This is a genomic window from Mesorhizobium sp. M7A.T.Ca.US.000.02.2.1 (assembly GCF_003996995.1).
Lineage (GTDB): Bacteria > Pseudomonadota > Alphaproteobacteria > Rhizobiales > Rhizobiaceae > Mesorhizobium.
Genome location: NZ_RZTT01000128.1, coordinates 1 through 14,247 on the forward strand (window position 1 = coordinate 1; position 14,247 = coordinate 14,247).

The following is a 14,247-nucleotide window of genomic DNA, read 5'->3' on the forward strand; positions in this document are numbered from 1 at the left end:
CGCCGGATTCGGGCGTGCTGTTCGACGACATGTTCTTCCATGACGGCGCGACGGTGCCGGCCGGCCGCTTCATCCAGCCGCGCGTCGAGGCCGAGATCGCCTTCGTCATGAAGGCGCCGCTGAAAGGCCCCGGCGTGACCATATCCGACGTGCTCCAGGCCACCGACTACATCACACCGGCGCTGGAAATCCTCGATACGCGCATCGAGCGCGTCAATGCCGAGACGAAGAAGGTGCGCACCTTCTTCGACACGATTTCCGACAATGCCGCCAATGCCGGCATTGTCATCGGCGGCCGGCGGCAACGTCCTGATGAGGCCGACATGCGCTGGATCGGTGCCATCGTCTCGCGCAACGCCGAGGTCGAGGAAACCGGGCTCGGCGCCGGCGTGCTCAACCACCCGGCCATGGGCATCGCCTGGCTGGCGGACAGGCTCGCCCGCTACGGCATGTCGATCGCGGCTGGCGAGGTGGTGCTCTCGGGATCGTTCGTGCGCCCGATCGAGGCGCGGCCCGGCGACACGATCGTCGCCGATTTCGGCAGTTCGGGCACGGTCAGCATCCATTTCGCGAAGGGCTGATGACCCGCCAGTTCTTATTGATCGGCCCTATTCGCCACGCAGATAGGCAATCACCACATCGGCTGCGATGGCCGACATACGCTGGCCGACATCCCTGGTGATGTCGCCTTCGACGCGGCTCTGCACCCAACCGAGGAAAGCAAAGGCACGCAACGCCGAAAACAGCGGCAGCGCGGCGATGTCGCGCGCGGTCAGTGCCCGCTCCTGCCGATAGCCCTCGAGCAAAGCGGCCTCGATCAGCGGATAGATCGCCTCATCGCGGTTCTGGTAGAGCGCGACGGCAAGGTCGTACATGTGCCAGCCATAGCCGCAATCGTCGAAGTCGATGATGCGGATCGCGCCGTCATGGACGAGCACATTCTCGCGCACCAGATCGGCGTGGATGATGCCGAAATTGCGGGCGCTGCGTTCATGCTCCGACAGCACCTTCACGGCCTTTTCCCGCGCCTGGAAAACCAGCTCGCGATGAGGGCCGTCGAGGAAGGGCGAGGTCTCGAAGCGGCCCCAATTCGGGTTCGCGCCGAAGAAGCCATCGAAATCCCAGGCATGGCGGGCAAAGCCGGCGGGCGGCGTCCAGGCAGACGTGACATTGTGCATGTGGGCGATGGTTCGGCCCAACGCGGTGAAGACCTGTCTTGCCTGCTCGGGCGTAAAATCCAGCGGCACGCCTCGCGCGCCGACGGCGCGGCCTTCCAGCCAGCTCAAGCAATCGACTTGCCGGGGTTGCACTGAGGCGTTGGCGCTGACAAGCACGAACAGATCGCCGGCCGGCGTGGCGACCGCAGATGGCGTGGCGATGCCGGCCGCTTGCAAAAAGCCCATCCATTGCAGTTCCGAGCGCAGGGCGGCGTCCGTGTGATAGCCAAGCCGATGAATGCGCATGGCGGCCGGCTGGCCTGTTGGCAAGATGACGCGAAACACCGCGTTCTCGCGGAATTTCAGCAGCTCCGGCTCACCCTCACGAATGCCCCAATGTTCGAGCGCGCGCTTGGCAAGCTCGGTGACATCGGCTGCCGTCTCGGGCTCGGATTGCGTGGAAACAGCGTTCACGCCTTCACTCCGCCGACTTCACCCAGCACCTCGTCGAGGACGCCGATCAGGACGTCGGCATTGTCGCGCGAGAACGGCATGGGCGGGCGGATCTTCAGCACATTGCCGTGGATGCCGGTCTTTCCCATGAGCACGCCGCGCTGGCGCATGCGGTTGGCGACCTGCTCGGCGATGTCGGGCGCCGGCTCGCGCGTCTCGCGGTCGTGAACCAATTCGGCGCCGAAGAACAGGCCGGCGCCCCTGACCTCGCCGATGCATTCATGCCGATCCGCCAGCGGGCGCAGCAGCCCAAGCGCATAGGCGCCGACATTACGCGCGTTGGCGACGAGATCTTCCTGCTCGATGACGTCGAGAACGGCATTCGCCACCGCGCAGGAAACCGGGTTGCCGCCGAAGGTGTTGAAGTAGCGGAAAGCGTTGCGGAAGGTCGCCAATGTGTCCTTGGTGGTGACCACCGCGGCGACCGGATGGCCGTTGCCCATCGGCTTGCCCATGGTGAGGATGTCGGGAACGAAGCCGGCGCGCTGGTGGCCCCAGAAATGGCTGCCGGTGCGGCCGAAACCAGGCTGCACCTCATCGGCGATGACCAGTCCGCCGGCGTCACGCACCGCGCGCATCGCGTCGTCGAAAAATCCGGATGGGAGCGTCGGAAAGCCTTCATTGGCGAGCAGCGGACACAGGATGATGCCGGACAGGCCGATGCCATCCTGCTCCAGCGAGGCGATGGCTTCGCGCACCGCGTCGCCAAAGGCTTTGCCGTTGGCCATCGCATCCGGATGGCGATAGCTGTCAGGCGCCGGCACCAGCCTGACATTGCGGGCGCGGCCACCAACCGGCGGCATGCGGGTGCTGAGCTGCGAAACCGCCGTGGTGTTGCCATGGTAGGTGGCGTCGGTGGCGATGATGCCCATGCGGCCGGTGGCGGCCTGCGCCATGCGCAGCGCGATGTCGTTGGCCTCACTGCCGGTGCAGGTCAGGATGGCGGACGACAGGCTGGCATTGAAGGTCGCGGTCAGCCGCTCGACATAATCAAGGATGGCGGTGTGCAGATAGCGCGTGTGGGTGTTGAGCAGGCTGGCCTGCCGGCACAGGGCTTCGACCACATGCGGGTGGCAGTGGCCGACATGTGCGACATTGTTGTAGGCGTCGAGATATTTCCGACCATCGGCATCGTAGAGCCAGACGCCTTCGCCGCGCACCAGATGCACGGGCTCGTCGTAGAACAATTGCGATTTCGCGCCGAGCAGGCGGGAACGCCGGCTAACCAGTGCTTCTTGCGATTGGCTCATTGCGTCTTGAAACTCCGTTGTGTCCAGCTAACCCGTCAGGCCTTCGACAGGCCCGCATCCAATGCTTCGCCGATCTTCGTCACATCGGCAGCGCTGATGATGAGCGGCGGCGACAGGATGATGGCGTTGCCCGACACACGCAGCATGACGCCGGCCTCATAGGCGGCCTCCGAAACCACGGCCATGGTCTTCTTGTCGGCCGGCTTTTTCGTCGTGCGGTCCGAGACCAGCTCCAGCGCCGCCATCAGGCCCTTGTACCTGACATCGCCGACGATCGCATGCCTGGCCTTCAGCCCCTCCAGCGTGGCCGCGAGTTCGACGCCCCGTGCCGCCGCGTTCTCGTTCAGGCGAAGCCGTTTGGTCTCCGCAAGCGCCGCCAGACCCGCCGCGCAGCCGACCGGGTGGCCGGAATAGGTATAGCCGTGGCCGATCGCACCAAAACTGGTCTTGTCGGCCTCGAAGACATCGGCGACTTTTCCGCCGATCAAGGTCGCGCCGAGCGGGAAATAGCCTGACGTGATCGCCTTGGCGATGGTCATGAAATCCGGCTTCACGCCGGACAGACGCGAGCCCGACCATGCGCCGGTGCGGCCGAAGCCCGTCACCACCTCGTCGGCGATCAGCAGGATCTCGTGGCGGTCGCAGATCTCACGCACCAGTGGCATGAAGCTCTCATGCGGAACGATGACGCCGCCGGCGCCGAGAACCGGCTCCATGATGAAAGCGGCGATGGTGTCGCCGCCCTGGAACGCGATTTCGTCCTCCAGTGCCTTGGCGCACAGTTTCGCCAGCCGCACTGGGTCGGTCTCATCGAACGGGTTGCGGAAGGTCCAAGGGGCGGGAATGTGGAAGACGCCGGGCAGCAGCGGCTCGTAGTTGCGGCGGAAATTGGCATTGCCGTTGACCGACGCGCCGCCGAAATGCGTGCCGTGGTAGCCCTTCTTCAGCGCGAGGAACTTTGTCCGGTCGGCCTGGCCGCGGATCTTCCAGTACTGCCGCGCCAGCCGAAGTGCCGTTTCGACCGAATCCGAACCGCCGGAGGTGAAGAAGGTCCGCACCATGCCTTCCGGGTCGAACCATTCGCAGAGTTCGTAGGCGAGTTCGATCGACGGTCCGGTCGAAGTGCCGCGAAAGCCGGAATAATAGGGCAGCGTCCCGAGCTGGTTGGCGATCGCCTGCTTGATCGGGTCGCAGCTGTAGCCGAGATTGACGTTCCACAGGCCGCCGACGGCGTCGAGCACGGTGTTGCCGGCGATGTCGGTGACCATCACACCCTCGCCTTTCATGATCACCTTTGGCGGGTTGGCCCGCATCTCGGCCGGATGCGCCATCGGGTGCCAGATCGGCTTGGCGTTGGTTTCGGTGAGAAAATTGATGTCGCGCATGGAGGACTCCGCAAAAAAATCTCAGGCAACTGGGACGAGGCCGAAATGACCGAGGGCCTCGGCATAGGAATGAGCCGGGCGAGCGACGTCGAAATGAACCGTGCGCATGCCGGCAGCACAGCCGCCATCGACATTGCGCTGCTGGTCGTCGACGAAGACGCAAGCGCCGGCCGCAAGGCCGAGCGCCTCGGTGACGAAGGCATAGGCGCGTGGATCGGGCTTGAGGATGCCGGTATAGGTGGCGTCGACGATGAGGTCGAACAGGCCGAGCAATGGCAGCCGCCGGCGGAAATCGGCGCCGTAGAACAGGTCGAGTTCGTTTGACAGGATCGCCATCCGAAACCCCGCCGCGTGCACGGCCCGGATGGCATTGTCGGCCTCGGGCCGCACCACCTTTTCCGGCTCGGCGCCGCGCGCACGCTGGACGAAGGTCTCCATCGCCTGCCAGTCCTCGCCGACCAGCCGACCGACCTCACTGGTGCGGGAGCGCCAGTAGTCGCGCTCGCTGATCTCGTCGGCCTGCATCGCGCGCCACAGCGGATCGCTGTCCGGATCGAACGGCCCGCGCCATTGCAGCGTTCCCGACGCAAGGCCGAGCGCCTGTTCGGTCAAGGCATGCGTCTCGAACAGCGTCCGGGTGACGACGCCGCCGAAATCAAGGACAAGCGCCTGGGCGGGAACAGCGCTCACGCTGCCACTCCCTTGGCCGGCTTGCCGCGCGGGACGATGCCTTCCTCGACCCAGCGGTCGAATATCTCGAGCGCCTTGCCGACGAAGTCGTCGCTGTTGATGTGAGCGTCGATCTCGTGGAACTCGACCCCGGCGGGAATAGCCCTGCGCATTTCATCTGCGAAGGCCGCGAGAGCCTCGGGTTCATAGAGCGGCTCGCCCTGCACGTCCCATTCCTGGATGCCGCCGGTAGGCAGGATGAAGGCGGAGCGGCCTTTCGCGGCGCCGAGCTTGGCGGCGATGGTCCTGGCGACCTGCCGACGATCGTCGGCATCGACGGTGATCGACGCGATCAGCCTGTTGTGGGCATGAAAGGGCCGCGTCGAGAATTTAGCCGGCAAATCCTGCCAGGTCGGCAGATCGACCATGTCGACCGCCCCGGGTGCGGCGATCTGCGGAGTGCCGCGAGCGCCGGCATTCTCCAGCCGGTCGGTGCCGGAACTGACGACGGAGCCCGCGAGATGATTGGTAATTTCCTGCAGGCTGAAGTCGAACACCGCGCAAAAATGGTCCTGACCGGCAATCGATTCGAAGGCGCGGCCGCCCATTCCGGTGGTGTGGAAGACGGCAACGTCATAGCCGCGCTGTTCCAGCGCCGGCTTCAGCGTCTTCATGTAGCGCAGGCAGCTGCTGCCGAGCGAGGTCATGCCGATGGTCGGCCCGATTGCCGGAGCCGACATGCGGGCCTCCAGCACAATCCTGGCCGCGCCGACGACTGCCCCACAGGCCTGTGACAGGACCAGTTTGCAGATGCTGTTCAGGCCGTACAGCCCGCCCGCCCAGAGGATCATCATCAGGTCGGGCGCGACGCGCTCGGGCGGGATGAGGTGCGAATAGGCGATGGTCGAGACGACGAATTTCGGCACGCCGAGCGGCAGGCAAAGCGCCACGTCGAGCGCCAGATCTGTCCCCATCGAACCGCCGATGGCGATGAAGGCGTCGATCTCGCCACTTTGATGGAGCTTGCGCACCAGCTGCACGGCGCCGCCGGCCATCAGCGTCATGGCGGTGTTCTCATCACCGCTCGAAACGATCTCGGCGATCGTCACATCCACCGCCCGCGCCACGGCGTGCTTGTCGTGATCCGGGCTGTAGGGCGGGTCGCCAAGCACGCTGACGTCCATCATCACGGCGCTGCCGCCTGACTGCTCGATGCACTGTTTCATGAACAGCAGCTCTTCGGCCTTTGTGTCGCCCGTGCCGATGACCAGGATGCGGGGCGCTGTCTCCGAGGGCATCAGGCCTGCCTCCTCAAGATTTGCAGGTTTTCGCCGTTGAGGCGCATGGAAATCTCCCGTGCCGCCTCCCTCACGGCAAGTCCCCGCTCTGTGATCGCGGCTGCCGTCGTTCTGGCCTTTGGCGCCGCCACCGCGATGATGCCGAGCGCAAAGCCATCCGCCCCGCGGATTGCCGCCGCGACGCTGATCACACCTTCCTCATAGCCCTGGTCGCAGATCGAATAGCCGCGCTCGCGCGCCTCGCTCATGCATCTTGAGATGGCGGCCGGCTCGATCAGCGTATGGGCCGTGAAAGCGTCGAGGGAACCCGTCAGGCACGCCTTGACGGTCTCGTCGCGGGCGAAGGCCAGATAGGCGATGCCCGACGCGGTCGAATGCAGGGGCAGCAACTGACCGATGTCGATGTTGACCCGGTTCGCCCATGCCGGATGCTCGACATGGACGGTGACCAGCCTGTCGACGCCGAATTCCGACAAATGCACGGTCTCGGCCGTCGATGCTGCCAGGTCCCGCACCAGCGGAACAGCTGTCTGCAGGAAAGGAAAGCGCGCTTCGCGGATGCGCGCCAGCCGCGACAGGCCGGCGCCGAGGCGATAGTGCCGCGTGCCGATATCCTGCTCGACAAAACCATGGCCGGCCAGCGCAACCAGCAGCCGCCGTGTCGTCGCCTTGTCGAAGCCCGAGCGGCGCGCCAGATCGGACAGGCCGAGCTCGGGCTCGTCGACGCTGAACAGCTCCAGAAGCGAGATCGCTTTTCCGACCGTACTCAAATTTGCCTCCCGGTTCGGGACAATCATTTAACGTGTGAATTAACTTGACAGGCATCGGCATTGTTTGCAAGTCTATATTCAAAATAACGTTTCAAATAATGAACCGACCGCCAGAGTGCATGGGACAGGCCATTCGGCCGGCGAGCCTCAGGGTTTGCAAACAGGAGGGATCGATGACAGCAGTTGCAGAACAGGTGCCGGCCAACAGGCTGCGCAAGAACAGTCTTGGCGTCGGCGCCATCACCTTCATGGTGATTTCGGCGGCCGCCCCGCTCACGGCCGTCGCCGGCGGCACGCCGCTCGGCATGCTGATGGGCAATGGCGCCGGCTTTGCGGGCACCTATTTGATCGTCACCATCCTGCTGCTTTTGTTCGCGGTCGGCTATGTCGCCATGTCACGCCATGTCGGCAATGCCGGCGCCTTCTATGCCTATGCCGCGCGCGGCCTCGGCAGCATGGCCGGCGGCGCCACCGCGCTGATCGCCATCCTGTCCTACAATGCCATGCAGATCGGGGTCATGGGCCTGCTCGGCGCCGCGACATCAGGCCTGTTCGCCGGCTGGGGCATCAACCTGCCCTGGTGGGCGTGGAGCTTCATCGCCATCGCGCTGGTCGCCGTGCTCGGCTATCGGCAGGTCGACCTCTCCGCCAAGATCCTGACGGTGCTGGTGCTGTGCGAATATCTTGTGGTGCTGGTCCTCGACATCGCCATCCTCAAGACCGGCGGCGATAGCGGCCTGTCGGCGGCGCCGTTCAGCTGGAGCCAGATCACATCGGGCTCGCCGGCCATCGCCATTCTGTTCTGCTTTGCCGCCTTCATCGGTTTCGAGGCGACGACGATCTATGCCGAGGAAGCCCGCGATCCAAAGATCACCATTCCGCGCGCCACCTATTTTTCGGTCGTGCTGATCGGCGTCTTCTACATGCTCACGGCATGGCTGATGGCGGTCGGCGCCGGTGTCGACAAGCTGCTGCCGACGCTGCAAGGCCTGCAGGATCCGACCACCTTCCTGTTCGGCCTGTCCGACCGCTACGCCGGAACGATGCTGTCGCAGGCGATGAGCATCCTGTTCGTGTCGAGCCTGTTTGCCGGCGTGCTGGCGTTCCACAATGCGGTTGCGCGCTATATCTATGTCTCGGGCCGCGAAAAACTGTTGCCGCAGACGATTGGCGTGACGCATGCGGTGCACCAGAGCCCGCATGTCGCTTCCGTCATCCAGAGCGTGCTCGCCGCGGTCGTCGTCGGCCTGTTCGCCGTGCTCGGCCTCGATCCGGTGCTGGCGCTGTTTTCGTGGCTGACCAATGTCGCGACGCTCGGCGTCATCGTCATGATGGCGGTGGCATCGCTTGCCGTGGTGATGTTCTTCCGCGCCAACCCGGCAGCCCAGGAGAACGCGCTGAAGACCACCATCCTGCCCGGGCTGACCTTCATCGCTTTCGTCATCATCATCTACCTGATCGTCATCAATTTCGGCAGCCTGTCCGGGGCGGGCGGCTTCCTTGGCGTGTTCCTGCCGGGGCTGGTGCTGATCGCCGCGATCGTCGGCCTGCTGCTGGCCAGCGCGCTGAAGAGCCGCGATCCCATAGCCTTCGAAAACCTCGGCCAGCCGCTGAAAGATTGAGAAAAGAAAAAGGGGCGGCGTGCCACGCCGCCCTTACACCACAAGGGGAGTGGCGGATTTGAGCTTTGCCGAAAATATAACCGTCGAGGCATTGGAAGCCGATCCCTACCCGATCTATGCAGAGCTCAGGCGCAGTGCGCCTGTCGCTTTCGTGCCGGCGGTCAACCTGTGGTTCGTCACCCGCTGGAAGGATGTCGAGAGCGTCGCCAAGTCGCCCGACATCTTCTCCGCCGTGGTCGGCTCATCGCCGGTCGAGCGCTCCTTCGGCAAGCAGACCATCCTGACCACCGATGGCGAAACGCATAAACAGCTGCGACAGGGCGTCGATCCGAAATACCGGCCGCGCACCGTCGCCGCCTATGCCGGCGACCTCGTGCGGTCGATTGCCGAACCTTTTCTCGACCGGATCGCCAACCAGGGCTCCGCCGAGCTCATGGCCGATTATTTCGAGCCGGTGTCGACGCTCAGCCTGGCGCGCTCGCTCGGCCTTGCCGACATCGAGATGCCGACGCTGCGCCGCTGGTTCTACGGCCTTGCGCAGGGCGCCATCAATTTCGAGAACGACCCGAAGCGGCAGGAGATCGCCGACGCAATCAGTGTCGAGGTCGGCGACGCCATCCTGCCGACGCTGGAAAGACTTGCGCGCCAGCCAGATGACTCGGCGCTGTCGCATATGCTGCATGACGGCATGCCGGAGGGCACGACGCGGCCAATCGATTTTTTGATGCCGAGCATCAAGGTCATCCTGCTTGGCGGCATGCAGGAGCCCGGACATGGCGCCGGCTCGATCCTGGCCGGTCTGCTGGCCCATCCCGAACAGATGCGGCAGGTGCTCGCCGATCCCGAGACCTTCGTGCCGAAGGCGGTCGACGAGGGCCTGCGCTGGGTGGCGCCGATCGGCACGCAGACGCGGCAGACGACGCGGGCGGTGGAGCTTGGCGGCGTGACGATCCCGGCGGGTGCCGCGGTCGCCGCACTTGTCTCCTCGGCAAGCCGTGACGAGAGCCGCTTTGCCGATCCAGACCGCTTCGACATCAACCGCGACGAAGGCAACCATGCCGCTTTCGGCTTCGGCCATCATTTCTGTTCGGGCCGGTTTTTCGCACGCGAGCAGATGTGCCTTGCGGTAAGGCTGTTGCTCCTGCACTTCCACGATCTCAGCCTTGTGCCTGGCAAGGAGCCGGTGTTTCGCGGCTGGGAATTCCGCGCGCCAACCACATTGCATGTTTGCCTGGGAGTCCGTCATCCATGATCAGTCAGAATGCCATCGACACGCTGCGCAGGACGGAGATCGGCGCACGGGGCCTGTTCATCGATGGCGTGCAGATCGAGGCAACAAGCGGCGCAAGCCTGCCGGTGACGTCGCCAATCGACGGCCGACCTTTCGCCAGCATCGCCGACGGCAATGCCGCCGATATCGACCGCGCCGTCAAGTCGGCGCGCAAGGCGTTCGAGAGGGGCTCGTGGTCGCGATCAGCGCCGGCCTTTCGCAAGAAGGTGCTGACGAAGTTCGCCGAGCTGGTCGAAAAGCATGCCGACGAGCTCGCCGTGCTCGGCGTGCGCGACAACGGCACCGAGATCGGCATGGCCTACAAGGCCGAACCGCTCTCGGCCGCCGGCACCATCCGCTACTATGCCGAGGCGATCGACAAGGTCTACGGCGAGATTGCGCCAACGGCCGACAATGTGCTCGGACTAATCCACAAGGAGCCGCTCGGCGTCGTCGGCGTCATCGTGCCGTGGAATTTCCCGCTGATGATCGGTGCCTGGAAGATCGCGCCCGCACTTGCCGCCGGCAATTGCGTGGTGGTCAAGCCGCCGGAGATCGCTTCGCTGACGCTGCTGCGGCTGGCCGAATTGGTAAGCGAGGCCGGACTTCCCGCCGGTGTGCTCAATGTCGTCACCGGCCGTGGCGCGGTCACCGGCGAAGCGCTCGGCCTGCATATGGATGTCGACGCCATCGCCTTCACCGGCTCCGGGCCGGTCGGCCGACGGCTGCTCGAATATTCCGCTCGCTCCAATCTGAAGCGCGTCTTCCTCGAACTCGGCGGCAAGTCGCCCAACATCGTCTTTGCCGATGCCTCAGACCTGAAACAGGCGGCGGTCGTCTCGGCCAACGGCATTTTTCGCAATTCCGGCCAGGTCTGCGTCGCCGGCTCGCGGCTTCTGGTCCAGTCAGCGGTCTATGATCGGTTCATGGACGAACTTGTCGCGGCAACCACGCGGCTCAAAGTCGGCGATCCGCTCGATCTCACCAGCGATGTCGGCGCCGTGTCGAGCGCCGAGCAACTGAACAAGAATCTCGGTTTCGTCGCCAGGGCCACCGAAGAAGGCGCCCAGCTGGTCACCGGTGGCGAGCGGATTCTGACCGAGACCGGCGGCAGCTACATGGCGCCGACGATCTTCGAGAATGTCACGCAAGACATGCAGCTTGCGCGCGAGGAGGTGTTCGGGCCAGTGCTCGGCGTCATGCGCTTCGAGACCGAGGAGGAGGCGGTGCGGCTTGCCAATTCGACCGTCTACGGGCTCGCCTCGGCAGTGTGGACATCAAACCTCTCCACAGCACACCGCATGGTGCGCGCCATCAATGCCGGCGTCGTCCACGTCAACACCTATGGCGGCGCCGACATCACCGTGCCGCTCGGCGGCGTCAAGCAGTCCGGTTTCGGCCGCGACAAGTCGCTGCACGCGCTGGAGAAATATTTGGAACTGAAGACGGCCTGGATCGCGCTTTGAGCCTGGCGTCAGCGCCGGTTTTTTTCGAGGGTCTGGTCTTACTTCCGAAGCGCAGCGGATCGCATCGTAGCCCGCGGCGATCGATTCAATGGCGTCTCGTTCTCACTCACGCGAAAATTTTGAGAGAATATTCCCGGCTTTGGCGAGAACGGCGAAAGGCGTTCTTTGATAAACTTCATAGAATTTCTGAGGATGTGACCAAGGCGAGGCAATCCGCCTCGCTGCCATGACTTCACAACCGCAGAGATCAATCATGTCCGACTTCAAGAACACTTGGCCATCTTCCCTCGCATCAACCGTCAACCGGCGCAGCGGCTTGGCTCTGCTGTTTGCCTCGGCCGTCGCGATCGGCAGCCTGATGGCGCCCGGCGCATCGTTCGCCGAGGACAAGAAGGCGATCAAGGTGGGTATCATCAGCGGTGAGGACGAGGATGTCTGGCGAGTCGTCGTCGCCCAGGCCGCCGAAAAGGGCCTCTCCATCGAAACCGTGGTGTTCAACGACTACACCCAGCCCAATGAGGCGCTGGAGCGCGGCGAAATCGACGCCAACGCCTTCCAGCACCAGCCCTATCTCGACAACCAGATCAAGACTCAAGGGTATCATATCGTGCGCGTCGGCTATACCGGCGTGTGGCCGATCGGCCTCTACTCGAAGAAGTACAAAGCAGTCGCCGACCTCCCGGAGGGCGCGGTCGTCGGCGTGCCGAACGATCCATCCAATGAAGGCCGGGCGCTGCGCGTGCTGCAGAACGAGGGCGTGATCAAGTTGAAGGACGGCACCGGCATTCTCGCCACCACCGCCGACATCGCCGAGAACGCGAAGAAGGTGGTGATCAAGGAGCTGGACGCCGGCATTGTCGGCCGCTCGGTCGAGGATCTCGACGCCGCGGTGGTCAACACCGACTGGGCGCTGAAAAGCGGCCTGACGCCGGAAAACCGCATCGCGCAGGAGCCGATCGCCGACAATCCCTACCGCAACTTCATCGCGGTGAAGGCCGGTAACGAGAACGAGGCCTGGGTGAAGACGCTGGTGGCCTCCTATCAGAACGAGGCGGTGAAGGCCGAGTTCGACAAGGTCTACAAGGGCACCGGCCTCAGCGCCTATTGATCCGATCGTCGACCGGAAGCCCGGTGCGAGAGCAACAGCGGTCCGCGCTCAGGCGCGGGCCGCGATTGCGTTTTCGGGAACAGGAACATTCATGAACCAGCATATCACGGCATCCGGAGAAACCGCCGATCCGATCCATGCCCGGGCCGACGCGTCTCAGGACGTCGTGCGCCTCGTCGAGCTGAAGCGCCGCTTCGGTGCGACAGCGGCGCTCGACGGCATCTCGCTGACCGTGCGCAAGGGCGAGATCCTCGGTATCATCGGCCGCAGCGGCGCCGGCAAGTCGACGCTGATCCGCTGCCTGAACGGGCTGGAACGGCCTGACTCCGGCGAGGTGTTCATCGAAGGCCGAGAGATCAGCCGGCTTGGCGAGCGCGAGCTGCAGCCGCTGCGGCGGCGCATCGGCATGATCTTCCAGCATTTCAACCTGCTGTCGGCCAAGACCGTCGAGGACAATGTGGCGCTGCCGCTGAAGATCGAGGGCCGCTCGAAGGCCGAGCGACTGAAGCGCGCCGCCGAACTGCTCGACCTCGTCGGCCTGTCCGAGAAGGCAAAGGCCTATCCGGCGTCACTGTCGGGCGGCCAGAAGCAGCGTGTCGGCATCGCCCGGGCGCTGGCAGCACGCCCGGCGCTGCTCTTGTCGGACGAAGCCACCTCGGCGCTCGATCCGGAAACAACGCGCTCCATCCTCGCCCTTCTCAAGGACATCAACCGGCAGCTTGGGCTGACCATCCTTCTGATCACCCATGAGATGGAGGTGGTCCGCTCGATCGCCGACCGCGTTGCGGTGATCGACGCCGGGCGCATCGTCGAGCAAGGGCCGGTCTGGTCGGTGTTTGCCGACCCACAATCAGACATCACCAAAAGCCTGCTCGGCGCCATCCGGCCGCAGCTGCCAGCCGAACTGGCGGCCCGGCTGCTGCCGGCGGCCGGCGCGGAGACGATCCTGCGCGTCGACGTGGCCGGCGATGCGGCACGCGGCCCGTTGCTGTCCGACCTTGCCACGGCTGTTCCAGGCGCCTTCCGCCTCATCCACGGCGGCATCGACCATATCCAGCAGCAGCCCGTCGGCACGCTGTTCCTGTCTGTTCCCGGCAGCGATGCAAATCATCTCGCTGACATCATCACATTCCTGAAGACCCGCCAGGCGCGGGTGGAGGTGCTTGGCCATGTCGCCGATCCTGTTTGAACTTCTGCTGCGTTCGATCTGGGAAACCGTCCTGATGACAGCCGCCTCCGGCCTCATCTCGCTGGTCTTCGGCCTGCCGCTCGGCCTGGCACTGATCGCCACCGAACGCGGCGGGATTGCCGAAAGCCTGTGGGTGAACCGGGCGCTCGGCGCCGTCATCAACGGCTTCCGTTCGGTGCCCTTCATCATCCTTCTGGTGGCACTGATCCCGGTGACGCGGCTGATCGTCGGCACCTCGATCGGCACATGGGCAGCCATCGTGCCGCTGTCGATCGCCGCCACACCCTATTACGCGCGCATTGCCGAAGTGTCGTTGCGTGAGGTCGACCGTGGCTTGATCGAGGCGGCGCGCGCCATGGGCGGCAACCGCTGGACGATCATCCGCGAGGTGCTGGTGCCGGAAGCCCTGCCCGGCATCGTCGCCGGCTTCACGGTGACGCTGGTGACGCTGATCGGTGCCTCGGCCATGGCCGGCGCCATCGGCGCCGGCGGCCTCGGCGACCTCGCCATCCGCTACGGCTATCAACGATTTGAGACGTCCGTCATGATC

Annotated in this window: 13 protein-coding genes; 7 read left to right on the plus strand and 6 right to left on the minus strand. The window is 64.6% G+C overall.

The genetic code is table 11. From position 1 onward, the window contains the following. Positions 1 to 581 (plus strand): fumarylacetoacetate hydrolase family protein (locus EOD15_RS14535; protein WP_127408576.1); only part of this gene is annotated, 581 nt, incomplete at its 5' end. Positions 582 to 608: 27 nt separating this feature from the next. On the opposite strand, the gene EOD15_RS14540 is transcribed toward EOD15_RS14535, so the two are convergent. Genes EOD15_RS14540 through EOD15_RS14565 form a run of 6 tightly spaced genes read right to left on the minus strand, consistent with a single transcriptional unit; the run spans position 609 to position 7,042 of the window. Continuing rightward, on the minus strand, positions 609 to 1,631 hold the full coding sequence (locus EOD15_RS14540) for a phosphotransferase (protein WP_127321205.1): 1,023 nt from the start codon (positions 1,629 to 1,631) through the stop codon (positions 609 to 611). Next, the gene (locus EOD15_RS14545) at positions 1,628 to 2,920 is read right to left on the minus strand and encodes an aminotransferase class III-fold pyridoxal phosphate-dependent enzyme (protein WP_127321206.1); all 1,293 of its coding nucleotides are present in this window, start codon (positions 2,918 to 2,920) and stop codon (positions 1,628 to 1,630) included. Before EOD15_RS14545 ends, EOD15_RS14540 begins: the two co-directional genes overlap by 4 nt. 35 nt (positions 2,921 to 2,955) lie before the next feature. Then, entirely contained in the window at positions 2,956 to 4,305 is a 1,350-nt protein-coding gene (locus EOD15_RS14550) for an aminotransferase class III-fold pyridoxal phosphate-dependent enzyme (RefSeq protein ID WP_127321207.1), read from the minus strand. A 21-nt stretch (positions 4,306 to 4,326) separates the two neighbouring features. Then, positions 4,327 to 4,995, minus strand: coding sequence for an HAD-IA family hydrolase (locus EOD15_RS14555; protein WP_127321208.1), 669 nt, complete (start codon positions 4,993 to 4,995; stop codon positions 4,327 to 4,329). Continuing rightward, a complete protein-coding gene (locus EOD15_RS14560; RefSeq protein WP_127408577.1) occupies positions 4,992 to 6,272 on the minus strand; it encodes a Tm-1-like ATP-binding domain-containing protein in 1,281 nt (426 codons plus the stop codon). The genes EOD15_RS14555 and EOD15_RS14560 overlap by 4 nt, the downstream gene beginning before the upstream one ends. Further along, a complete protein-coding gene (locus tag EOD15_RS14565) occupies positions 6,272 to 7,042 on the minus strand; it encodes an IclR family transcriptional regulator (protein WP_127322745.1) in 771 nt (256 codons plus the stop codon). The genes EOD15_RS14560 and EOD15_RS14565 overlap by 1 nt, the downstream gene beginning before the upstream one ends. Before the next feature lie 173 nt (positions 7,043 to 7,215). Between EOD15_RS14565 and EOD15_RS14570 the strand changes: the two genes are divergently transcribed. The 6 genes from EOD15_RS14570 to EOD15_RS14595 form a co-directional block, all read left to right on the plus strand. Beyond that, positions 7,216 to 8,664 carry an APC family permease gene (locus tag EOD15_RS14570; RefSeq protein ID WP_127322746.1) on the plus strand — a complete coding sequence of 483 codons (1,449 nt, stop codon included), beginning with the start codon at positions 7,216 to 7,218 and terminating at the stop codon, positions 8,662 to 8,664. A gap of 58 nt (positions 8,665 to 8,722) precedes the next feature. After that, on the plus strand, positions 8,723 to 9,916 hold the full coding sequence (locus tag EOD15_RS14575; RefSeq protein ID WP_127408578.1) for a cytochrome P450: 1,194 nt from the start codon (positions 8,723 to 8,725) through the stop codon (positions 9,914 to 9,916). Continuing rightward, entirely contained in the window at positions 9,913 to 11,400 is a 1,488-nt protein-coding gene (locus EOD15_RS14580) for an aldehyde dehydrogenase (protein WP_127408579.1), read from the plus strand. The genes EOD15_RS14575 and EOD15_RS14580 overlap by 4 nt, the downstream gene beginning before the upstream one ends. A gap of 253 nt (positions 11,401 to 11,653) precedes the next feature. Further along, a complete protein-coding gene (locus EOD15_RS14585; protein ID WP_127322849.1) occupies positions 11,654 to 12,508 on the plus strand; it encodes a MetQ/NlpA family lipoprotein in 855 nt (284 codons plus the stop codon). Positions 12,509 to 12,599: 91 nt separating this feature from the next. Beyond that, entirely contained in the window at positions 12,600 to 13,697 is a 1,098-nt protein-coding gene (locus EOD15_RS14590) for a methionine ABC transporter ATP-binding protein (RefSeq protein WP_127408580.1), read from the plus strand. Further along, a partial coding sequence (locus EOD15_RS14595; RefSeq protein ID WP_148129553.1) for a methionine ABC transporter permease occupies positions 13,678 to 14,247 on the plus strand: 570 nt, incomplete at its 3' end. The genes EOD15_RS14590 and EOD15_RS14595, both read left to right, overlap by 20 nt.

Bases quoted from the DNA above. Each gene is read 5' to 3' on its own strand.
- EOD15_RS14580 (WP_127408579.1), top strand. From the start codon at position 9,913: ATGATCAGTCAGAATGCCATCGACACGCTGCGCAGGACGGAGATCGGC.
- EOD15_RS14585 (WP_127322849.1), top strand. From the start codon at position 11,654: ATGTCCGACTTCAAGAACACTTGGCCATCTTCCCTCGCATCAACCGTC.
- EOD15_RS14545 (WP_127321206.1), bottom strand. From the start codon at position 2,920: ATGAGCCAATCGCAAGAAGCACTGGTTAGCCGGCGTTCCCGCCTGCTC.
- EOD15_RS14560 (WP_127408577.1), bottom strand. From the start codon at position 6,272: ATGCCCTCGGAGACAGCGCCCCGCATCCTGGTCATCGGCACGGGCGAC.
- EOD15_RS14570 (WP_127322746.1), top strand. From the start codon at position 7,216: ATGACAGCAGTTGCAGAACAGGTGCCGGCCAACAGGCTGCGCAAGAAC.
- EOD15_RS14550 (WP_127321207.1), bottom strand. From the start codon at position 4,305: ATGCGCGACATCAATTTTCTCACCGAAACCAACGCCAAGCCGATCTGG.
- EOD15_RS14590 (WP_127408580.1), top strand. From the start codon at position 12,600: ATGAACCAGCATATCACGGCATCCGGAGAAACCGCCGATCCGATCCAT.